Origin of the sequence: Cryobacterium sp. TMS1-20-1, assembly GCF_004402355.1 — a bacterium.
GTDB classification, from domain to species: Bacteria; Actinomycetota; Actinomycetes; order Actinomycetales; family Microbacteriaceae; genus Cryobacterium; species Cryobacterium levicorallinum.
The window spans coordinates 68,318-87,061 of record NZ_SOGF01000033.1 but is presented as its reverse complement, the minus strand read 5'-3'; the positions used below and the strand labels follow the sequence as shown (position 1 = coordinate 87,061).

The following is an 18,744-nucleotide window of genomic DNA, read 5'->3' as shown; positions in this document are numbered from 1 at the left end:
TCCTTAGGGTCGTGATGCGAAGGAGTACTGCGGAGCGGGAGAAGTGAAAAGTGGGGGGTCCGGGTGAAGACTGACGGGGGCTGTGCTGATCTGCCCGTCGGCGAGTTGCACGATCGAGAACATGGCCAGGTCGTGGCCACCGACCGTGTCCGGGCCGGCATTCATGATCTGGTGGTAGGCCAGCGACGGCCCCACCGAGACGGGGATTCCGGCAAAGGTGGCCGACATGGGGTGGTGATAGTGACCGGCGAGAATGATGCGAACATCGGACCCGGCGATCGCCCTCGCAAATGCCGGGGCATCGCGCAGCCCGGTGCGTGAGAGCGTGGGCAGTGGCGACGGAACGGGGGAATGGTGCATGGCGATTACGGTTCCCACTCCCCACGATGTCGTGAGTTCTGCGGCGAGCCAGCTCAGCTGTTCCTCACCGAGCGAGCCGCTACTCGAATCAAGCAACACGAAGCGTAGCGAGCCGATCATGACGCTGCGATAGTGGCTGGTCTCATGATCGGTGAGAGAGCGCGCATCCGTTGGTGAATCGTGATTTCCGAGAACAGTGAGCACGGGTGCCTGCACACGTTCGCCGAGGTCGTGGAGGGCAAGGTTCACCTCGGGGTAAACCTCGGTGTGCCCCCGTTGGGCAAGGTCGCCGGTGACCACCACCACCTCCGGCGTCATTCCGGCCGCAACCACGTAGTCACCGACTTGGTGTAACCGGGCCAGTCCATCGATCTGCCCATACAACAGGTTGCCCTGAGTGGCATGAATATCGCTCAGATGCAGGATGCTGAAAATTCCCGATTCGTTACTCATCGTCGGTCCGAACGCGTGCGTCCGCCAGCCGAGTGCGGAGCTGATGGAGCTGGGCAGAGGTCAGACCGTGCCTGCGCAGGTAGGCGACGCTCCCGCCGAGCTCATCGATCTGCGCCAGGGCAAACATCAGGGCGTCTTCGGGGCTGTCCAGATGAAGACGCATTGCGTCGGCCAGTTGGGCGCCTGTCAGCTGGAAACTGCCGAGGACGGTTCGAGCGTGGTCGTGTCGATGGGGGGCGACCTGCTCGGCCGAGAGTACGTAGTCAGCGATTACTTCGGGTCGGGGAGTTCCGACGGCGAGCAGCGCGAGGGCCACCACCAACCCGGTGCGGTCTTTGCCCGCTGAGCAATGTACGAACACGGCACCGGTCGTCTCGGCAATGACAGCGACGGCCGCTGTGAGTTCCGGACCACGCGTCTGGAGCATTTGCTGGTACACCGCCTCGAGCGTTCCGGTGACCGGCGGGCCGTCGGGAAGTCGATAGATCGGGTTGTGGACGACCGCGGCGCGGTGCCGGACCGGACCGCGCTCTGCGACCTCGCGCAGGTCGATGACTACCGAGATGTCGAGGCCGGCGAAGGTAGCGGTCCCCGCCGGCGTGAGCTCGTCGAGCGCGGCACCGCGAAACACACCCGGCAGGCCGGACGTGCGCACGTTGTAGGCGCCCTCGAGCGTGACGATTGCCATTATCGAATGCCCCCGTTTCAGCATTTCACGGAGTGTGAAACGCGGTTACAAGAGCAAAAGTAGGTTGGTCAGCTAAACGGGAGGCAAACGGAGCACGCACGGCTGGTAGACGGAATGTTTACGCCCGGCGTTGATTTACGGCCGGTCAGCGCTCATCCTCCTCGAGGGCGTCGACCACGACGTTGCGCATGGTGATGGAGTTCGTGTCGCTGCGCGCGAATAATTCGGCGTGCAGGGTGTGGAGGACGAGCTGATGGCTGAGGCGGCTCAAATAGGGGTCGATGACGTGTGCCCGGGAGAGCGGGCTCGTGACGAGCGCGATGTCGGCGAGTTGAGTGAGCGGAGAACGCCCGAAGCTGGTGACCGCAATAATCGTGGCACCTCCTTCCTTGGCTGCTCGGCAGGCGTGCAGCGTGTGGGTGTTCGCCCCCGAATAACTCACTGTGAGGCAAACGTCACCGGTGCCGAGCGAGGTGGCCGCGAATTGTTGGGCCAGGATATCGCTGGGCGCTTCAACCGACCGGCCCACCGTCGCGAACCGCATGGCTGCATCCTGCAATGGCGGAGCAGAAAACCCCGACCCGACCAGAACGAGCCGATTCGCCGACAGGAGTGCGGTGACGGCCGCCTCTACGCAGACCAGATCGAGGCTCTGGCGACCCAGGCTGATCGCATCCGCTGCATCCGTGAAAATCTGATCGAGCGCGTGGTGATGCGGCGAAACCGCGAGAGGAGCCGATCGGGCCACCTCCAGTCGCAGGTGTTGAAAGCCACGAAATCCCAATGACTGGCAGGTGCGACTGACCGTAGCCGTCGAGGTGCCGGCGGCCTGGGCGAGCTCGGCCGTTGACCATTCGATTACCGTGGCCGGGGCGGCCAATATTGCTTCGGCGACCCGACGCTCGCTGGGCCCGAGCACGAGGAGCGAAGCTCGAAGCCGGGTGAGGACCAGGCTCGTGCCCGTCGGGGGATCAGATATGACGGCACTCATGGCGACCTACTTTCCTCGGCTGTAGTTGCCCAGAGTGTAGCGAGACCCCGTGAACGCGAGATCAATGCGCCAAGCGTGGCCGGACCGGCGACCACGCCCGCGCCTGATCGATAAACTTTGGATATGTCAGACCAGCACTACGAGCAGGATGAAACCCTGCGCCTTCCCACCGTTCAGTTTCGCGTCGTTCTCGATCTGGGCGCCCGGCTCGCTGCAGCGATCACGCTGCCGCCGGAGCTGGCCCATCCCGACCTGTTCGCCGACCGCGACGACGAGGGCGAGGCCCTCAACCTGTCGATCGATTACGACAGCGGTCAACTGCACGTGCTGCTCGATGAAGCCCGCCCCAGCTTTCACTATCACGGCACCGCCGACCCGTACGAGAGCCCGTGGCCGGAGGATCAAACCGCCATTCTGCTCGAATGGGCGCTCATTCTGGTGCAGGAGATCGATGGACGGGGTGAGCTGCTCGACTCGATCTATGAGGCCGCCGAGTGGTTCGAGCAGGGCTTCACGCTCTATGTTCCCGAGACGGACCCGACCCAGCTCGAACTGATCGAGGTCGACATTATCGGTGAGCTGCTGACCCTGCCGTGGCTGGGGTCCGGGCGGGTCGACCACGAACACATCGACGGCGACAACCACCCGATCGCGCTGCTCTGGAACATGAACAACGATGACCCCGACGTGCCGATCGCCCGCGCCTGGCTCGACCCGCAAACCGGGGAGCCCCGCACCGCGGCGGAGCCCGGGGTGGATTGGACCGCCGTCGCGATGAGCGAAGACGAGGTGCTGCAGTGGCTCGTCGGCATCTACACCAACCACCACGTGGCCGCGACGCCCGAAGCGCAGATCATGCGCGCGGCGCTCGAGCGCATGGGAGGCATCAGCTGAGTCAGTTCTATCGCGGCGCGCGGGTCAGCGCGGCGAGCAGACGCTCGAGCGGACCCTGGCCCAGAAGATAGCGCCACAGACTGGCCAGGATGAACGTGAGCAGCAGCATCCAGATCAGCAACGGCCAGCCGGGGTAGTCGACCTCCCGGCCGCCGGCGACCACGATGGCCAGGACCATAATCTGCAGGGTGTAGACGGTCAGCGCCATCGATCCGGTCGCTCCGACCGGCGAGAGGATGCCGCGGAGCATCCGACCCAGCCGGCCACGTTCCACCGCCGTGAGCCAGAGCAGCGCGCCGATCAATGCGATGGCGAGCCCGCCAGAGCCGATCACTTCGGCGATCGATCCGGAGTGCGCCTCGGCGCTGACCCCGGGGAACACGAGGGCCGCGCCGTAACCGGCCACCGCCGCTGACGCGCCGACACCGACGAGGGCGACTTGGGTTTTCGCACGCCGCAGATCGGACCGTGCGACGATCAGTCCGGCCAGGAGAAACGGCATCCAGATCAGCACCGGGTAGGTGCCGTTGAGAAAGAAATAGTCGACGAAATAGGCGAGCGTGGGCTGGTCGACATCCACGTCGGCCTGGGCGGCGCCGAGCATGGGCACCCCCAGCAAAAACGCGACGCCGATCAGGCAGAGCAGCCACCGACGCAGAAACAACAGCGGCAGAAGCAGCAGGAACATCAGGGCGTAGAAGTGCAGAATGATGGCGATGCCGCTGTGCAGGCTGGACAGCACCAGGCCGAGCAGAAACAAAAACAGCGCGCGCACCACGATGCCGACGACGCGATCCGAACGTTGGCCGCGACCGAGCGGATGCGCCGATCCGGTCATGATTCCAAGCGATACCCCGGCCAGGGTCGCGAACAGAATGGAGGAGCGCCCATCGACGAGCAATTCGGCGTCACCCGCGCGCGGAATGGCATGGGCCACGAACATGCCGATGATCGCCAGCCCGCGGGTGATGTCGATGGCAACGACCCGTTCGCCCCGGTCAGGCCTCGTCTGCATGAGAATAGGCTACGGGTTCTTACGGCATCACGCAGTCGGGTTCGTGCTTTCCGCCAGCGCGCCGGTCAGATCAAGTGCGAGCGTCGTCGTCAGGTGCAGCCGGGCGAGGAACGCGTCGTCGTGGCTGACCACGATGAGCGCTCCCTGGTAGCCGAGCAGGGCGTCGACGAGCTGGTCGACGCTCTACCGGTCGAGATTGTTGCTGGGTTCGTCGGTGCCGACAGGTCGGTCGAGGTCGGCGGCGCTGAATCCGAGGTCCTCAGAGGTGTTGAAGGCACTCGCGCCGGAACCGAAATGGCGAGGGTCAGCGCAGGGACTGCGGCGCGAAAGCGACGAGAATCTTCATTGGTGCAACCTCACGTTGGGAACACGAACGACTCAAGCCTCAGACGCAGCTGTGCGCATACCACGCGTCACCAACCGGCGCTCACATGCGGGAGCGGTAGCCTGAAGTTGTAAGCAACTGGAGGAGTAATTATGCAGGTCATCGTGAATACCGACAGCAATATTGACGGCACCGAGCGGGTTTCTGGCGCGCTCGAAACGATTGTCGAAGAGTCCCTTTCGCGCTACGGCGAACGCCTGACCCGGGTTGAGGTTCACCTCTCCGACGGCAGCGCCGGCCGCAGCAGCGCCGACGACATCAAGTGCACCCTCGAGGCCCGCCCAGCCGGCGGCACGCCCGTCGTCGTCACCGAGAACGCCAACGCCGTGGAGGAAGCCCTGACCGGTGCCCTGCACAAGATGAAGAGCCTGTTGGAGAGCCACTTCGGCAAGCTGGATGCCCGCAAGGGCAACCTCCCGATGGGCGAGGTCGTCTAACTGCGCTGAGCGGATGCCGCGCTGCGGCATCCGCTCAGCTGGTGTTTGAGAAGTTGTCACGTGTTTAAACCGGGGCGAACCTCTCAAACACGTGCCGCGAGCGCCCAGAGGGCTGCGGAGAACCGCAGCCTTGGGATTTTGGGTGTGATCTCGGGTGTAAATGCTGGCGTCGGATTTCAGTGTTTTGCTTGCGATTTGTTCGGCGACGGTGTGAAATGGACTTATGAGCACTACGACTGCACGGCCCGGTCTGCGCGCGTATGAAGATTCTCTTCGCCTGCCGCCGGCGGAGATCGTGGCGGGTCTCCGCGAGACGCTCGGAGCGAAACTGGTCGCCTATCTCGGTGGCGTGCGTGAGACGCGCGCAGTAAGAGAGTGGGCCGAAGGTACACGGACGCCGTCGGCTGAGACTATGCAGCGGCTGCGTACGGCTTTTTATGTGATGGCGTTGCTGCGTGAGCGCGAGGCGGCTTCGACGGTATCGAGCTGGTTTCAAGGCATGAACCCTGAGCTGGGCGATACGGCGCCGGCCCGGGTGCTGCTCGAGCAGGACCTTGCTACCGGGGGCCTTGCAGTTCTGGCTGCCGCTCGTTCGTTTGTGGCGTTTGGGTGATCGTCGGCGTGCCTGAGCTGGAGCTCGTTCTGAGCGTCAACCCAGGGACGGTCTGGCGGGTGGGCTTTCGCCCCGACCCGTGGTCTTGGAGCGATTGGAAGCACGCAACCGACGCCGGCCGTTTCAACGGGCGGTGGGATGACATCAACGGTCAATTCAGGACCGTGTATGCAGGTCAATCGCTCCTCGCCTGTTTAATCGAGGTGTTCGCCAAATACCGTTGTGATCCGCATCTGGGCGTCACCCTCGAAGACATTGTGGAGGACCCAGCCGACGCGATCGAGTTCCCCGCTCGAGCGCCGGCCGCCGTCAGCTACCGCTGGCTGGAGGATCGCTGCGCATCAAGGGCGACACTGCAAGGCACATTCTGTGCGGTCGCTGCCGCTGGCACCATCGCATCGCTCTGGCCACGGTTCATCGACATCGCCCATCGTTACGGAGCCGTCGATTTCGATGCGTCAGCGATGAAAAACTCATTGCCACGAGATCTGACTCGCACAATCGCCAGCTGGCTGTACCAGCAGACCGAGCCCTCGGTCGACGGCATCGAGTTCGCCTCCAGGCACGGCGACGACCTCAAACTCTGGGCAATCTTTGAACGTCCGTCGGCCGAATCAAATTCCTCGCCACTGCTGAGTGCTGTCACCGCGATCGATCTCGCCCCGGAGACTCCCGAGCTCGTTGCGGCCTTCGCGACACTGGGCCTGACTTGGACGAACTGACGGCTCGTTCGTCGGCACTGTGCGAGGCATCCGCGCGCCTAAGCGTTTCGTGGCACGTGTTTGAGAAGTTGTCCCGTGTTCCAACCGAGACGAACCTCTCACGCACGTGCCGCCCGGGCCCGCGGACCAGGATGTGAAGCTGCCGCGGCACCCTTTCAAACTCGGGGCACCCCGTGGGGGGAGGGCCGCGAGCGTTTAGGAGTGCCGCGAGCTAGCGCGCGATGGCCGGCCGACGCTGGCAACCTCGTGCCAGAAGTTCGTGCAGCCCGGCGCCGATGGTAACGTCGCCTAGGTCTGCCCAGCGATTGGCAGCGGTGCCCCTCTGTTTGCTCCTCTGCTAGGAACTCCCTCATGCCCCAACGCCTGAACTTGTCCAAGAACCTACCGCGCAGCCTGGCCGGGTTGTCGCGCGAGATCCTGCAGGACTTGCAGCAGTTGGCGCGCACGCCCTCCCTCCTCGTGGCATGTAACTACGGTGGCACCCTGTCGTATCACGGCGCGTCGGATGTGCCCTCGAAGCTGCTCGTCGAGTCGGCGCTCGCACTGCGGGCGCTCGCCGCGTTGCCCAACACCCACACGGCCGTGATGAGCGGGCGCACCCTGCGCGACCTCGCCGCTGACTCCCGACTGCCCCGCGAGGTGCACCTGGTCGGCTCGAACGGCGCCGAGTTCGACTCAGAGTTCTTCGACACCGACGACGGTGACGCGACCAGGCAGGATTCCGGCGCGGCCCTCGACCGCTTGCGCTCCCGACTGGGCGTCAGTGCCGCCTTCTTCGCCGGCGACGGTGCGAGCGATGAGATGGCGATGAACACCCTGCACGGCCCCGACCTGGGGATTCGCATCGGCGACGGAGAATCCGTCGCCGCCCACCGGGTCAGTGGTCCGGAAATGCTCGCGCAACTGCTGGCCCTGCTCTTTGAACTGCGCAAGGACTGGCTGTTCGGCCAGCACGTCGTTGCCATCGAACGCCACTCCATGATCGGCGATGGCACGTCGACCGCCCTCGTGACGCCGGAAGCGCGCATTTGCTGGATGACGCATCCGCTGCCCGATTCTGGCTCGCTGTTCGCGAGCATTTTGGGCAGCGAAGAGGCCGGTCACTTCTCGATCGAACCGGTCAAGAAAAGCCGCGTTCTCGGCCAGCGTTATGTGGACAACACCATGATCGTCGAAACCCGCTGGGCCGACGTCACCGTGACCGACTACATCGAGCCCTCACCGCTCGGGATCACCAACCTCGTGCGCAAACTCACCGGTACCGGTCTGGCCCGCATCGTGTTCGCGCCCCGACCCGACTACGCCGTCGCCCACTTCAACATGCACGCGGCCGACGGGGTCGTCACCATCACCGGAACCCCGGACCCCATCGCGCTGTCGGCGCCGGGCGTCGAGTTCGAGGTGACCTCCGACGGCCGCAACGAAACGGCCACGGCCATCGTCGACCTGTCTGCCGGCGCCGTCATGCTCAACCTGCGCTGCGGCGACACCGAGCCCTATATTCCGGATGCTGCCGGCGAAGCAGCCAGACGCGGTGCGGTCATGAATGACTCCCGTGCCTGGGTGAACACACTCACCCTGCCGAGCGTCAAGCCGTCGCTCGTGAGCCGCTCCGCGCTCGTGCTGCGAGCCCTCTGCTACGAACCAACCGGTGCGGTGCTCGCCGCATCGACGACGTCCCTGCCCGAGGGCATCGGCGGAACCCGCAACTGGGACTACCGCTACTGCTGGCTGCGCGACGGATCGATGACGGTCAAGGCGCTCGTCGACCTCGGATCGACCGACGAAGCCGACGGTTTTTTGCACTGGCTGGCCGGAGTCGTGGCGGACAGTCCCGGCGCGCAGTGGCTCCACCCGCTCTATTCGGTCACCGGCTCGTCGTTGTCGACGGAGGCGAGCCTCGAATCTCTGCCCGGCTATGCCGGATCTCGCCCGGTGCGCATCGGAAACGCTGCCGACAACCAGGTGCAGATCGACGTGTTCGGACCGGTCGCCGAACTCATTGACACGCTCAGCGCCCGGCAGGGAACGCTCTCGGACTTTCAGTGGCACCTGCTCACTGAGATGGTCGAGGCCGTTACGAGTCGCTGGCAGGAACCCGACCACGGCATCTGGGAGGCCCGGCGCTCGCCGCGGCACCACACTTACACGAAGACGATGTGCTGGGTGACGGTGGATCGTGCCATTCGTACCGCGGAACGGCACGGTCGCGAGGTCGGTGCCGGGTGGCAAGAGCTCGCCACCACGATTCGCGACGAAGTTCTGGTTGAGGGCTGGAGCGAGGAAGCCCAGTCCTATACCGTCGCCTACGACAGCCCGGATCTGGACGCCGCCGTGCTGCACATCGGGCTGTCCGGCCTGCTCGACGTCAACGACGAGCGCTTTCAGAAGACGGTCAGCGCCGTCGAGCGCGAGCTGCGCGTTGGTCCGACCGTGTTCCGCTACCGCTATGACGACGGGCTGCCCGGGCTCGAGGGTGGCTTTCACATTTGCACGACCTGGCTGATCGAGGCCTACGTCCTGGCTGGGCGTCTCGACGAGGCCGAGGCGCTGTTCAACCAGCTGGTCATCCTCGTGGGCCCGACCGGGCTGCTGTCGGAGGAATTTGACCCGGCCACCGAGAAACACCTCGGCAATCACCCGCAGGCGTACTCGCACCTCGGCTTCATCCGCTGCGCGCAGCTCCTCGACGAGCACCGCGGGCGGTAGCTTCGGCCGGTTTCCGCGAGTCCGCCGTGAGGACGCGCCCGGGTCTCGGACACGTGTCCGAAAAGTGCTATAGTAGAGGGATGACTTCGTTGACGGACCCCGGCCTCGTGGCCGAGGTGCCGGTCGACGTTATCCCAGAGTTCAAGCTCACGCACGATCCGCGGGCCGAGCGCACCCGAGGGCTCATTCTCACGGCGATCCGTACGCTGATTGCTCAGCCGGCGGCATCCGTTTCAGTGGCCGAAATCGTGCGCCTGGCCGGAATCAGCCGCAGCTCCTTCTACGCGCATTTCGCGAGCCTCGACGTTCTCGCCGCCGAGCTGCTGCAGGCCCAGTTCGCCGACATCGGCTCGGCCGGCCTGGATCTGCGCCCATTAAGAGCGGGCGAGAGCGCTGCCCGATTCGGGTACGGCCGGCTCGTCGCGCATATGGTCGAGAATTTTCCCCTCTACGCGAGCGTGCTCGAGCTGCCGTTGACCCGCAGCGCGCACGACCAGATCATCGAGGCCTACGCCACGCGCATGCTCGAGTCGGTGCTCGTCTTCGACGAGACCGTGAACGCCGAACTGGTGACGACCTATGTGGCTGGCGGTGCGCTCACCCTGATCGGCTCCTGGATGCGCGGCCACCTCGACGTATCCGACGACGAACTTGTCGACCAGCTCGTGGCGCTGCTGCCCGGTTGGCTGCAGGACCCCCAGACCTCAAGCGCAACGCCCTTACGCGTTGCATCACCCACACAACACTGAAGGCGCATTCCATGAAGATTGAAATCGGCGAAACTCTGGTCTACCCGCACCACGGAGCGGTCACCATCACAGCCCTGGCAACCCGCACCATCAAGGGCGTCGAAAAGCAGTTCATGACCCTCAACGTGCACACCAGCGCGCTGACCATTCAGCTGCCGGTCGACAACGTCGAGCTCGTTGGGGTGCGCGACGTCATCGACGCCGCCGGGGTGAGCGCCGTCTACGAAATTCTGCAGAACGCCTTCACCGAGGAGCCGGGCAACTGGTCACGCCGATACAAGGCCAACCAGGAGAAGATGGCCAGCGGCAGTGTCTACCGGGTCAGCGAGGTCGTGCGCGACCTGTGGCGTCGCGACCAGGACAAGGGCGTTTCGGCCGGCGAAAAGCGGATGCTCGAAAAGGCTCGTCAGATCCTCGTTTCCGAGCTCGCTCTGGCCCAGGGCCTGACCGACCAGGAAGCCGGCGACCTGCTGCTCATCGAAATTCAGAACTACGTCGTCAGCGACGAGCCGGTTGAAGTAGCCGTCTAGTCTGCCTGACCGTGCACCCTCGTTCGCCGCGCGAACGAGGGTGCACACCTGTTTGCCCTGGCCTAGCCGGCCCCGGACCAATTAGAGGGCTGGTCAGGGACGCGGAGCGGCGTGCGACTTGCGGATGCGGCGGCCGTCGGTGACGGTTTGCATCTCCTTCAGGGCGGCCTTCTGGCTCTTTTTGGTTCCGCGGGGCGGCAGCTGAATGTTCGCTTCGGCGGCGATGCCTGCCTGTAGCTGGCGGCCGCGTTCGAGTTCGGCGTCGAACTCGGCACCGAACAATAGGGCCAGGTTAGTCAGCCACAGCCAGAGCAGAAAGATCACGATGCCAGCCAGCGAACCGTAGGTTTTGGCGTAATTCGAAAACGTCGTGACGTAGAACCCGAAGCCCAGGGAGGCGACGACGATCGCCACGAGCGCGACCAGCGCTCCGAGGCTGAGCCAGCGAAACTTCGGCTGCCGCACGTTCGGCGTGAAGTAATACAGCACCGCGATGAGCAGTGCCACGGCGGCCGCGAGCAACGGCCACTTGACAATGGACCAGACCAGCTGCACGGTCTGGCCAAGCCCGAGGGCCGCGCCGACGGCATCCGTTATGGGGCCGCTGATCGCCAGGATCAGCACGGAGACGAGCAGCAGGGCAATACCGATGACGGTGACGAGCAGTTGCGTCGGCTTGAGCTTGAAAAACGTGCGGCCCTCGTCGATCTCGTAGATACGGTTCATGGCCCGGCTGAAAGCACCGACATAACCGGATGCCGACCAGATCGCGACCGCGATCCCCGCCACCAGGGCGAACCCGGCCGACGGTGAGGTGCTGAACTGCTCGATAGGCCCGCGAATGACGTCGAGGGCATCGGCCGGGGCGACCGAGGCGAGGATGGTCAGCAGGGTGTCGGCGGATTGTCGTCCCTGGCCGAACACACCGAGCAGCGAAACCAGGGCGATGAGGGCTGGAAACAGCGACAGCACGGCGTAGTAGGTGAGCGATGCGGCAATGTCGGTGCACTGGTCCGTGCCGAATTCGCTCAGGGTGCGTTTGGCGATGTACTTCCACGACCGCTTCGATACCTCGGCCGGGGTGTCCGGCTTGCGGTTGTCGTCGGGGGCCGGGGCATCGGCGAGGTCCTGGCTCTGTCCCTTGTCTGCCATGCCGCTACCTGTCATGAACGCCTCCTGCTCGAGTGGAAGGGAGCCGGGGCTCGCGATTCTGTAGGGCGAACGCGACCCCCGGCGGTGGAAATCTACTGCGTCTTCGGCGATCTGGCACCGATTGCTTGGTTCGCCAGGTCTATTGATGCGAATAGACGGATGCTGCGGCTCGTCGAGCCGCAGCATCCGTTCTCGGAATCAGTACAGGTCGCTGTCGCTCTTGTGCTTGGCCGTGTCGACGCCCGTGTCCGTGGCCGACTGGGCCTCTTTCTTGACGTCGTCTGCGGCCCCCTGCGCGGCCGACTTGACCTCGTCGACGGCGTCGATGGCGCGCTCTTTCACCGCAGCGACAGCCTCCTGAGCCGGTTCACGCAGGTTGTCGGCCAGTTGCTTCGCCGCATCCGTTGCCTCTGAGATGAAGGGCGCAGCAGCCTCTTTCAACGAGCCGGCCAGCTGCTTCTCCTGGTCGCTGGCCGGAACCAGGGACGCGGCCAGCCAGCCGACGCCGAAGGCGATGAGTCCGACGGCGAGCGGGTTGCCCTTGGCCGTGTTGGCGGCCTGATGCGGCAGCTCGCCGAGGGTGTCGGTGGCCGACGAGACAGCATCGCCGGTGTGGGACGCCGCACCCATGATGCGCTCCGACACAGAGATGACTGCGGACTTCACCTTGTCGGTTTGGCGCTGCATGATCTTGGACGGTGTCACCTTGTCGGCCAGTGCGTCGACATCGCCGCCGAGCTCGCGCCGGGTGCGCTCGATGTCGGACCGGATCTGATCGGGGGTGCGGTCGGTGTCGGTCATCGGTTTTCCTCATTCCTTTTGAGTGTGTCGGGGATCTTCTTCAAGGAGTCAACGGTGCGCGGCGCACCCTTGACCGTTTTCAGTTCTTTGCGGCCCATGAGGTAGAGCACGAGCCCGATGAGCGCCCAGAGTCCGGCGACGATCAGCCCGGACCAGCCGTTGCCGACCAGATCGCCGAGCCCCCACCAGAGGGCGATCGACAGGAACAGCACAGCCATGATGGCGGCGTAGCCGGCGCCGCCCAGCAGGCCGGCGCCCATTCCGGCGCGAGTCGCCGATTGGCGGAGTTCGGCCTTGGCCAGTTCCAGCTCCTGGCGCATGAGCGTGGACAGGTCACGGGTGACTTCCCCGAGCAGGTCGCCCAGCGAGGTCTCCGCGGCCTTCTGCTCCGACGGAGTGTGCAGGTCGGTCATCGCTCTCGTACCCTCAGGTCGGGGTCATCGCCGAGCAGGCCGGTGGGCTCGGCGACACTGGCGCGGTCGGCCGTGTCGGTGAGCCCGACAATGCCGGCTCCCCGGGCGTGCAGCGGTGCGAGCTCGTCGTCGGTGAGTTCACTCGCCGGGTCGAATCTGGTGCGCGGCGACCGATCGGAACGCGCCGACTCATTCGCCGAGTCATCGGCCGACTCGGCGGCAACCGAGCGGGTCAGCCGACCGGCGAGGATGCCGGCCGCCGCGGCCAGCGCGATGAACGTGCCGGGCTTGCGCCGGGCATAGGAACGCACTTCCTCGAGCAGTGACCCGGGGTCGCGGTCATCGAGCCAGCTGGCGATGCTGCCAGCGCGCGACGCGGCCTGCCGAACGAGGTCGGTCGCGACTCCGCCCGCGTCGGATGCTGTGGCCATCTGGGTCAATTCGTCGCTGATTGAGCGCAGGCCGTCAGCGACTCGGGCCTGCTGTTCGCCGGCCTGCTCGGTGAGCTGACTGCGAGCATCCGTCAGCAGGTCTTTCGCCTGACTTCTGGTCTCAGCGGCGACCTTTCCCACTTCATCCTTGGTGACATCGGCGACCTGACTGGCCGCGTGCATGGCGGTATCGCCGACCTTCCCGGCCTGCTCGGCGGCAACGTTCGTCGTGTGGCTTGCGGCGGTCACCGCGGCCCCGTCGTCGAACTCAGAGTCGTCGGCGCCCGAAGCCGGTGAGGTTGCGTACAGGTTGGACATAGTGCTTCCTTTCATGGCGTGATGGTTGACCGAATGGTCAGGGGAGTGCGGGTGCGGCGGGCCGGAGTGCCCGCCGCACCCGCAGTTGGCGCTACTTTTTGAAAACGTCCTTGACGTCCTCGCCGACCTTCTTGGCGCTCGCCGAGGTTTGGTCGGCACGGCCTTCGGCGACCTTGGAATCATCATTGGTCGCCTTTCCGACGGCCTCCGTGGCCTTGCCCTTGAGGTCCTGCGCGGCGTTCTTGATCTTGTCTGATGCACTCATCGTGCTCTCTCCTTCGTGTGGTGTTTCTGGGGGGATGTTCGGCGCGGGCGCGTCGAACGTAAGTAGGGGAGCATCCGCTTAGCGGATGCGCGTGCTGCTGCTGGTCCGCACCCGAAAGCCGCCGCTGATCTGCAGCAGGGCGAGGATGCGCAGGCCCAGTAGCTCGTCGAGGGCGCGCAGGGCCTGTTCGACGATGCGCACAACGTCCGTCGGGGACGTTCCGCGACGGCAGGTCACCGAAATCTTGAGTACGGCATCGCGGGTGACCCGGTAGGTCGAGACGCGGGTCGACAGAAATTCGGGATGCTCGCCGAGCGCCTGCTGCAGCAATTGTTCAGCGACAGCGGAATCGACAGGGGTTGCACCCCAATCCGTCGTATTTTTGCTGATCAGCTGGCCGGAATGGCCGCGCCCCTGCCGCAGGATGAAGCTGAGCAGCAAGCCAACGACCGCGAGCAACACAGCGACGGCGACAATCCACAGCCAGCTGTGCGCCGTGCCATCCGGGTCGGTTCCGACGAGAGGCGTGGCCCGGAGCCAGCCCGCGACCGTCGTGCGGGCGGTGTCGGCAACCGGGGCCCAGGCATCCTGAATCGCTGTTTGCGTGGCGAGCAGGCCGAGCAGTGCGGCCACGGCGAGCAATATCAGGCCGGCCACGAAAGCGACGCTCCGGTTGAGCGCGCGGTTGGTGTTGTTCACGCTCCGACCCTTCCTCCGACGGCCACGACGACGCGGGTCTGCAGCGCCGGTCGCAGCTGTAGACCGTCGAGCTGTTCGCGCACGGCCTGCTGCACCGCGGCACGCTGCACCGGCTGGCCCGAGGTCGGCATCAGATGCACCGTGGCGATGCGCCGCGAGACGCTGACCCGGGTATTGTCCGGGTCGATCCCGCCCACGCGAGCGGCGCACCTGGCCACAGCTGATGCGATCACCTCGTCATCGACAACGGTCACCGTGCGTTCCGAGTCGATCAGATGCCGGGCCCGGCGACCCGGGGCAACCGCAACGACCAGCAGCACGAGACCGAGCAGGGCGCAGCCCGCCGCGATCGTTCCCAGCAGTGGAATCGGCAGGCTCGAAGCGGATGCGACGCCAGCGGCCAGATCGGCCGGCGTCGCGAGCAGGGCCGGCTGGCCGAACAGCAGTAGCACCATTTCGGTACCCAGCCAGCCGCACAACACAATGACTACGGCGGCCACGGTGATGGCCGCAGCCGAACGTGGCGAGTGAATTTCGCGGCGACCGATGCGGGCGCTGCGCGCGGTCGTCGTCCCGGTGGACGGGTCAGTCGCGCCGGGCCGGTCAATCCCACCGTGCATTTCGGTCGCGCTGCTCATCGCACTCGCCGTTCCGGCTGCACATCAATGCCCGTCAGCCGCACGGTGACCCGGCCGATATCGGTGCCGGTCAGTTCACCGACGCGGCGACGAATCTGGATCTGGGCCGTGGCCGCCCGAGCCAAAATGGTGCCGCCCGTGCGCGCGATGACGGCCGGTTCGCGGATGACGCGCGAAAGCGGAACAACGCAAATCGAGGTGCTGATGGTGAGCGCGAGCATGCCGTGGTCGTCGCCGAGTTCGACACCGACCTGGCCTGGTTCCACGCCGAGCGACTCCGCGGTGGCCAGTCCGACGATCCGGCGCAGCGCCTTCGGCACGATTCGGGTGCGCCCGCGGGGCGCGGGCGGCGCGGTTGTCGTGCCCGGCGCATCCGCGGTGGCGGTCGTTTTACCGAGAAACCAGTCGGTCGCCACGCTCACGACGAGGAACGCTTTCCCTGAAACGCTCCGATCAGTGAACCCAGATCGAGGCGGCCGTCAACCACGCGGCCAACGAGCGCGCCGACCAGCATGGCCAGCGCCACGAACAGAAATACCCAGAACCCCAGAATGACCCAGGTCAGCGCTAAAATCGCGCCGACCAGCATGCCGGTACGGGTTGCGCTGGTCACCGCAGTGCGGCTTTGTTCGGCTCGGCCTCGGCGTCGTCGCTGGGCAGATGAATGTCGACGATGGTCACGTTGACCTCGGTGACTTCGAGTCCGACCAGGTCTTCAATGGCCCGAATCACACTCGAGCGGATGTCGTTGGCCACCTGCTGCAGCTGCACCGGGTACTCGGCGACGATGGTCACGTCCACGGCGACCTGCGTTTCACCGACCTCGACCGAGATGCCCTGGCTCACATCCGTGTTGTTCATGGCTTCGCGGATGGCGCCGAGCGCCCGGGCCGCGCCGCCGCCGAGGGCGTGCACACCGCTGACCTCGCGGACGGCAATACCGGCGACCTTGGCCACGACACCGTCATTGATCACGGTTTTTCCCGTGCCGGTGAGTGGCTCGCCGGCCAGAGTCGTCCCGACGGGCGGGCGGTTGCCAGACGACCTGGTTGCAGATCCGGTGCCGTTGGTGTCGATGAGGTCCATGGGTAGCTCCTTGAGATCGGGCCATCGGTGCAGGCCGAAAGCGGATTGTTACCTGTATGACGAAACCTGTGGCATATTCGTCACGCGAAGATGAGGAAAATTTCCGAATCGTTTGTACGAGGAGGCGACGTGCCCGGAACAGTGCGTGAGCAGGTCTCCTCGCCATTGGATACGGCAGCCGACCAGATGCTCGCCGACCGTGCCGCCGATGGCGACCTCCGGGCCTTCGAGGTGCTCGTGCGCCGGTACGGACCGCTCATGCGGGTCTACGCCACCCGAGTTCTCGGCTCCAATGACGAGACCGACGACGTGGTGCAGGAATCCTTCATCACTGCCTGGCAGCAACTCGGCCGACTCGAGGATGGCAGCGCCGTCAAGAGCTGGCTTATGCGCATCGTCAGCCGCAAGAGCATCGACCGGCTGCGCGCTCGCCGCCAACACGAGAACATCGACGACACGGATGCCCCGGCGCCGGAAAGCCGCGCCCCGCACGCTCTGGTCGAGGTCGAGTCTCAAGCCGAGGCGCTGGCCCGGGTGCTCGCTGCTCTCCCCGAGGACCAACGGCGCTGCTGGACCCTGCGCGAAATCGCCGAGTACAGCTACGGTGATATTGCCGCCGAGTTGAACCTGCCGACATCGACCGTGCGCGGCTTGCTGGCCCGGGCGCGCAAAACCCTGCTTCGCGAGATGGAGGAATGGCGATGACCGAACTGACGCCGGCAGATCAGCGCTTCGTCGCCTTCGATCTCAACGACACCGAACGCGAACAAGCGAGCCTGAACGGCCACACTATTGAGCAACTCAGCGACTATCTCGACCAGGGTCGGCAACCCGCAGACCCGAGCATCGACAATTCGCCGGACTGCGAAATTGCGCTGCGCGGTCTCGAGCGCCTGCGCCGGGCGCAGCTGTCGCTGCTCGAGCGCGACCTCAAGCGGGAATCCCTCCGCACCGACAGCTGGGTCGCGTTGATCCTTGACAACATCAGCCTGGAGGCGCACGCCGGCCGGGAGATCCCGCTGGCGCACTCGTCACCGACGGCGCGCCTCGTCGTGACCGAGGGTGCCGTTCGGGGCATTCTGCGGGAGGCCGGGGACCGACTGGAGAACATTTTGGTCGGTCGCTGCGTGCTCGTCGGAGACGTCAGAGTGCCCGGTGAACCCATTACGATTTCGGTCGACGTGACCGTATTCCGGGGAGAGAATATTCCGGGGGTGGCCGAGCACCTGCGGCAGGCGATGTATGTCGCTTTGGGAAAATACACGGAGCTGGTCGTCGCGGCCATCGATATCACGGTGCGTGACCTCTATACCGCGCCCGATACATCCGCTCACGAACAGGAGCAATGATGTCTGCGGTGCTGCCCTCGACCGACGAACTCGACGAGGTGGTGCGTCGGGTTGCCGGCGTGGACTCGTTGTATCCTGCCGGGCCTCTCCTCGCGACAGTGGTCACGGCCACCGTCGGCGCGCTGACGCATCGCGTGCCCGCAGTCGCGGCGGTGGTCAGGACGCAGGGTGCCGACGGCGTTCGGGTCACGGCCAGGATCGGCATCGCTGCGGACGAGTCGGCTGGCGAAGTGTCGGGGCGGGTACACGATGCGATCGCCGCGCACCTGCGGCAGTCCGGCGATCCGGCGGTGGCCGAGATCACCGTGGTCGTGGCTCGAATCGGCTGAGTGCCTGGACCGGTGCCGGTGCCCGCGGGCGCCAATCGCGAGGTTCAGCTGCTCGGCAAGGCCGGGTACTGGCGCGCGTAGTTCCGTCAGACCCCGAAGGCCATCCGCACGCCGAGGGCGATCATGACCACGGCGATGAACGCGTCGAGCACTCGCCAGGACGAGCGTTTGGCAAACAGGGGCCGCAGCATCCGGGCGCCAAAGCCGAGCGCGAAGAACCAGACGAAGCTTCCCGTGATCGCGCCGACGCCCCACCACCAGCGTTCGTTCGCGCCCTGTTGATTGGCCACCGAGCCGAGAAAAATGAGGGTGTCGAGGTAGACGTGCGGGTTGAGCCAGGTCAGCGCGAGGGTCGTCGCGACGGCGGCCCTGGTGCTCACCTGGGTGGTGGCCGCGGCGACGAGCACGCCGGGGCGAAAAGCGCGCACGGCGGCGAACACGCCGTAGCTCAGCAGAAAGCCGACGCCGAGCACCTGCACGACGACGAGCGCGGCCGGGGCGGCCTGAATGAGCACGCCGATTCCGACGATTCCGGCGAAGATGAGCACGGCGTCGGACAGGGAGCAGATCAGCACGGCCGCGAGTACGGTGCGGTTTTTGCCCGCGATGCCGAGCCGCAGAATATACGCATTCTGGGCGCCGATCGCGATGATCAGGGCGAGTCCGGTGCCGAAGCCGAACAGGGCGGGCAGGAGCGTATCGGCGAGGTTCATTTCC

25 protein-coding genes are annotated in these 18,744 nt (G+C 65.5%); 10 read left to right on the top strand and 15 right to left on the bottom strand.

Going from position 1 to position 18,744, the window contains the following annotated elements:
• Window positions 1–3: 3 nt before the first annotated feature.
• The 3 genes from E3O45_RS07745 to E3O45_RS07735 form a co-directional block, all read right to left on the bottom strand.
• Window positions 4–813: a metallophosphoesterase gene (locus E3O45_RS07745; RefSeq protein WP_134442871.1), complete on the bottom strand. Its 810-nt coding sequence runs from the start codon at window positions 811–813 to the stop codon at window positions 4–6.
• On the bottom strand, window positions 806–1,501 hold the full coding sequence (locus E3O45_RS07740; RefSeq protein WP_166789425.1) for a tyrosine-protein phosphatase: 696 nt from the start codon (window positions 1,499–1,501) through the stop codon (window positions 806–808). Before E3O45_RS07740 ends, E3O45_RS07745 begins: the two co-directional genes overlap by 8 nt.
• Window positions 1,502–1,646: 145 nt before the next feature.
• Complete coding sequence (locus E3O45_RS07735) at window positions 1,647–2,492, bottom strand: MurR/RpiR family transcriptional regulator (protein WP_134442869.1); 846 nt, start codon at window positions 2,490–2,492, stop codon at window positions 1,647–1,649.
• Window positions 2,493–2,615: 123 nt separating this feature from the next.
• Between E3O45_RS07735 and E3O45_RS07730 the strand changes: the two genes are divergently transcribed.
• On the top strand, window positions 2,616–3,386 hold the full coding sequence (locus E3O45_RS07730) for a hypothetical protein (protein ID WP_134442868.1): 771 nt from the start codon (window positions 2,616–2,618) through the stop codon (window positions 3,384–3,386).
• Window positions 3,387–3,393: 7 nt separating this feature from the next.
• Here E3O45_RS07730 and E3O45_RS07725 read toward each other — a convergent pair whose 3' ends face one another.
• Window positions 3,394–4,401, bottom strand: a complete 1,008-nt coding sequence (locus tag E3O45_RS07725) for an acyltransferase family protein (RefSeq protein WP_134442867.1) — start codon at window positions 4,399–4,401, stop codon at window positions 3,394–3,396.
• Between the two features lie 477 nt (window positions 4,402–4,878).
• Between E3O45_RS07725 and E3O45_RS07715 the strand changes: the two genes are divergently transcribed.
• The 6 genes from E3O45_RS07715 (at window position 4,879) to E3O45_RS07690 (ending at window position 10,546) form a co-directional block, all read left to right on the top strand.
• Complete coding sequence (locus E3O45_RS07715; protein WP_104132281.1) at window positions 4,879–5,223, top strand: HPF/RaiA family ribosome-associated protein; 345 nt, start codon at window positions 4,879–4,881, stop codon at window positions 5,221–5,223.
• A gap of 223 nt (window positions 5,224–5,446) precedes the next feature.
• Entirely contained in the window at window positions 5,447–5,836 is a 390-nt protein-coding gene (locus E3O45_RS07710) for a hypothetical protein (protein ID WP_134442866.1), read from the top strand.
• An 8-nt stretch (window positions 5,837–5,844) separates the two neighbouring features.
• Entirely contained in the window at window positions 5,845–6,558 is a 714-nt protein-coding gene (locus tag E3O45_RS07705) for an RES domain-containing protein (RefSeq protein ID WP_166789424.1), read from the top strand.
• A gap of 351 nt (window positions 6,559–6,909) precedes the next feature.
• On the top strand, window positions 6,910–9,267 hold the full coding sequence (locus E3O45_RS07700) for a trehalase-like domain-containing protein (protein ID WP_134442864.1): 2,358 nt from the start codon (window positions 6,910–6,912) through the stop codon (window positions 9,265–9,267).
• Between the two features lie 80 nt (window positions 9,268–9,347).
• Window positions 9,348–10,016 (top strand): TetR/AcrR family transcriptional regulator, encoded by a 669-nt coding sequence (locus tag E3O45_RS07695; protein WP_134442863.1) that lies wholly within the window; start codon window positions 9,348–9,350, stop codon window positions 10,014–10,016.
• 11 nt (window positions 10,017–10,027) lie between these two features.
• Window positions 10,028–10,546 (top strand): CarD family transcriptional regulator, encoded by a 519-nt coding sequence (locus E3O45_RS07690; protein WP_092107039.1) that lies wholly within the window; start codon window positions 10,028–10,030, stop codon window positions 10,544–10,546.
• A gap of 93 nt (window positions 10,547–10,639) precedes the next feature.
• Here the strand turns inward: E3O45_RS07690 and E3O45_RS07685 are convergent, their stop codons facing one another.
• The 10 genes from E3O45_RS07685 to E3O45_RS07640 form a co-directional block, all read right to left on the bottom strand.
• Window positions 10,640–11,713: a YihY/virulence factor BrkB family protein gene (locus tag E3O45_RS07685; protein ID WP_370450338.1), complete on the bottom strand. Its 1,074-nt coding sequence runs from the start codon at window positions 11,711–11,713 to the stop codon at window positions 10,640–10,642.
• A 183-nt stretch (window positions 11,714–11,896) separates the two neighbouring features.
• Window positions 11,897–12,499: a DUF3618 domain-containing protein gene (locus tag E3O45_RS07680; RefSeq protein WP_134442862.1), complete on the bottom strand. Its 603-nt coding sequence runs from the start codon at window positions 12,497–12,499 to the stop codon at window positions 11,897–11,899.
• Window positions 12,496–12,912 (bottom strand): phage holin family protein, encoded by a 417-nt coding sequence (locus E3O45_RS07675; RefSeq protein ID WP_134442861.1) that lies wholly within the window; start codon window positions 12,910–12,912, stop codon window positions 12,496–12,498. Before E3O45_RS07675 ends, E3O45_RS07680 begins: the two co-directional genes overlap by 4 nt.
• Window positions 12,909–13,661 carry a hypothetical protein gene (locus E3O45_RS07670; protein ID WP_134442860.1) on the bottom strand — a complete coding sequence of 251 codons (753 nt, stop codon included), beginning with the start codon at window positions 13,659–13,661 and terminating at the stop codon, window positions 12,909–12,911. The genes E3O45_RS07675 and E3O45_RS07670 overlap by 4 nt, the downstream gene beginning before the upstream one ends.
• A gap of 91 nt (window positions 13,662–13,752) precedes the next feature.
• Window positions 13,753–13,926, bottom strand: coding sequence for a CsbD family protein (locus tag E3O45_RS07665; RefSeq protein ID WP_134442859.1), 174 nt, complete (start codon window positions 13,924–13,926; stop codon window positions 13,753–13,755).
• A 78-nt stretch (window positions 13,927–14,004) separates the two neighbouring features.
• Window positions 14,005–14,625: a hypothetical protein gene (locus E3O45_RS07660; protein WP_134442858.1), complete on the bottom strand. Its 621-nt coding sequence runs from the start codon at window positions 14,623–14,625 to the stop codon at window positions 14,005–14,007.
• Entirely contained in the window at window positions 14,622–15,263 is a 642-nt protein-coding gene (locus tag E3O45_RS07655; protein WP_134442857.1) for a DUF6286 domain-containing protein, read from the bottom strand. The genes E3O45_RS07660 and E3O45_RS07655 overlap by 4 nt, the downstream gene beginning before the upstream one ends.
• Window positions 15,260–15,685 (bottom strand): hypothetical protein, encoded by a 426-nt coding sequence (locus tag E3O45_RS07650; protein WP_134442856.1) that lies wholly within the window; start codon window positions 15,683–15,685, stop codon window positions 15,260–15,262. Before E3O45_RS07650 ends, E3O45_RS07655 begins: the two co-directional genes overlap by 4 nt.
• Window positions 15,682–15,876 carry a DUF2273 domain-containing protein gene (locus tag E3O45_RS07645; protein WP_347232619.1) on the bottom strand — a complete coding sequence of 65 codons (195 nt, stop codon included), beginning with the start codon at window positions 15,874–15,876 and terminating at the stop codon, window positions 15,682–15,684. Before E3O45_RS07645 ends, E3O45_RS07650 begins: the two co-directional genes overlap by 4 nt.
• Window positions 15,873–16,349: an Asp23/Gls24 family envelope stress response protein gene (locus E3O45_RS07640; protein WP_134442855.1), complete on the bottom strand. Its 477-nt coding sequence runs from the start codon at window positions 16,347–16,349 to the stop codon at window positions 15,873–15,875. The genes E3O45_RS07645 and E3O45_RS07640 overlap by 4 nt, the downstream gene beginning before the upstream one ends.
• 186 nt (window positions 16,350–16,535) lie before the next feature.
• Here E3O45_RS07640 and E3O45_RS07635 point away from each other — a divergent pair, with 186 nt between their 5' ends.
• The 3 genes from E3O45_RS07635 to E3O45_RS07625 are packed head-to-tail and all read left to right on the top strand — an operon-like array spanning window position 16,536 to window position 18,027.
• Window positions 16,536–17,054: an RNA polymerase sigma factor gene (locus E3O45_RS07635; RefSeq protein WP_241979048.1), complete on the top strand. Its 519-nt coding sequence runs from the start codon at window positions 16,536–16,538 to the stop codon at window positions 17,052–17,054.
• Window positions 17,051–17,698, top strand: a complete 648-nt coding sequence (locus tag E3O45_RS07630) for a hypothetical protein (RefSeq protein WP_134442853.1) — start codon at window positions 17,051–17,053, stop codon at window positions 17,696–17,698. Before E3O45_RS07635 ends, E3O45_RS07630 begins: the two co-directional genes overlap by 4 nt.
• Entirely contained in the window at window positions 17,695–18,027 is a 333-nt protein-coding gene (locus E3O45_RS07625) for a hypothetical protein (RefSeq protein ID WP_134442852.1), read from the top strand. Before E3O45_RS07630 ends, E3O45_RS07625 begins: the two co-directional genes overlap by 4 nt.
• An 86-nt stretch (window positions 18,028–18,113) precedes the next feature.
• Here E3O45_RS07625 and E3O45_RS07620 read toward each other — a convergent pair whose 3' ends face one another.
• The gene (locus E3O45_RS07620) at window positions 18,114–18,740 is read right to left on the bottom strand and encodes a LysE/ArgO family amino acid transporter (protein ID WP_134442851.1); all 627 of its coding nucleotides are present in this window, start codon (window positions 18,738–18,740) and stop codon (window positions 18,114–18,116) included.
• Window positions 18,741–18,744: the final 4 nt, after the last annotated feature.

What these genes read in the sequence shown, in the direction of transcription:
- E3O45_RS07745 (WP_134442871.1), bottom strand. Translation starts at nt 813, where the DNA reads ATGAGTAACGAATCGGGAATTTTCAGCATCCTGCATCTGAGCGATATT.
- E3O45_RS07670 (WP_134442860.1), bottom strand. Translation starts at nt 13,661, where the DNA reads ATGTCCAACCTGTACGCAACCTCACCGGCTTCGGGCGCCGACGACTCT.
- E3O45_RS07655 (WP_134442857.1), bottom strand. Translation starts at nt 15,263, where the DNA reads ATGAGCAGCGCGACCGAAATGCACGGTGGGATTGACCGGCCCGGCGCG.
- E3O45_RS07665 (WP_134442859.1), bottom strand. Translation starts at nt 13,926, where the DNA reads ATGAGTGCATCAGACAAGATCAAGAACGCCGCGCAGGACCTCAAGGGC.
- E3O45_RS07675 (WP_134442861.1), bottom strand. Translation starts at nt 12,912, where the DNA reads ATGACCGACCTGCACACTCCGTCGGAGCAGAAGGCCGCGGAGACCTCG.
- E3O45_RS07685 (WP_370450338.1), bottom strand. Translation starts at nt 11,713, where the DNA reads ATGACAGGTAGCGGCATGGCAGACAAGGGACAGAGCCAGGACCTCGCC.
- E3O45_RS07700 (WP_134442864.1), top strand. Translation starts at nt 6,910, where the DNA reads ATGCCCCAACGCCTGAACTTGTCCAAGAACCTACCGCGCAGCCTGGCC.
- E3O45_RS07635 (WP_241979048.1), top strand. Translation starts at nt 16,536, where the DNA reads ATGCTCGCCGACCGTGCCGCCGATGGCGACCTCCGGGCCTTCGAGGTG.
- E3O45_RS07740 (WP_166789425.1), bottom strand. Translation starts at nt 1,501, where the DNA reads ATGGCAATCGTCACGCTCGAGGGCGCCTACAACGTGCGCACGTCCGGC.
- E3O45_RS07710 (WP_134442866.1), top strand. Translation starts at nt 5,447, where the DNA reads ATGAGCACTACGACTGCACGGCCCGGTCTGCGCGCGTATGAAGATTCT.
- E3O45_RS07680 (WP_134442862.1), bottom strand. Translation starts at nt 12,499, where the DNA reads ATGACCGACACCGACCGCACCCCCGATCAGATCCGGTCCGACATCGAG.
- E3O45_RS07620 (WP_134442851.1), bottom strand. Translation starts at nt 18,740, where the DNA reads ATGAACCTCGCCGATACGCTCCTGCCCGCCCTGTTCGGCTTCGGCACC.
- E3O45_RS07630 (WP_134442853.1), top strand. Translation starts at nt 17,051, where the DNA reads ATGACCGAACTGACGCCGGCAGATCAGCGCTTCGTCGCCTTCGATCTC.
- E3O45_RS07735 (WP_134442869.1), bottom strand. Translation starts at nt 2,492, where the DNA reads ATGAGTGCCGTCATATCTGATCCCCCGACGGGCACGAGCCTGGTCCTC.
- E3O45_RS07715 (WP_104132281.1), top strand. Translation starts at nt 4,879, where the DNA reads ATGCAGGTCATCGTGAATACCGACAGCAATATTGACGGCACCGAGCGG.
- E3O45_RS07625 (WP_134442852.1), top strand. Translation starts at nt 17,695, where the DNA reads ATGATGTCTGCGGTGCTGCCCTCGACCGACGAACTCGACGAGGTGGTG.
- E3O45_RS07695 (WP_134442863.1), top strand. Translation starts at nt 9,348, where the DNA reads ATGACTTCGTTGACGGACCCCGGCCTCGTGGCCGAGGTGCCGGTCGAC.
- E3O45_RS07730 (WP_134442868.1), top strand. Translation starts at nt 2,616, where the DNA reads ATGTCAGACCAGCACTACGAGCAGGATGAAACCCTGCGCCTTCCCACC.
- E3O45_RS07640 (WP_134442855.1), bottom strand. Translation starts at nt 16,349, where the DNA reads ATGGACCTCATCGACACCAACGGCACCGGATCTGCAACCAGGTCGTCT.
- E3O45_RS07690 (WP_092107039.1), top strand. Translation starts at nt 10,028, where the DNA reads ATGAAGATTGAAATCGGCGAAACTCTGGTCTACCCGCACCACGGAGCG.
- E3O45_RS07725 (WP_134442867.1), bottom strand. Translation starts at nt 4,401, where the DNA reads ATGCAGACGAGGCCTGACCGGGGCGAACGGGTCGTTGCCATCGACATC.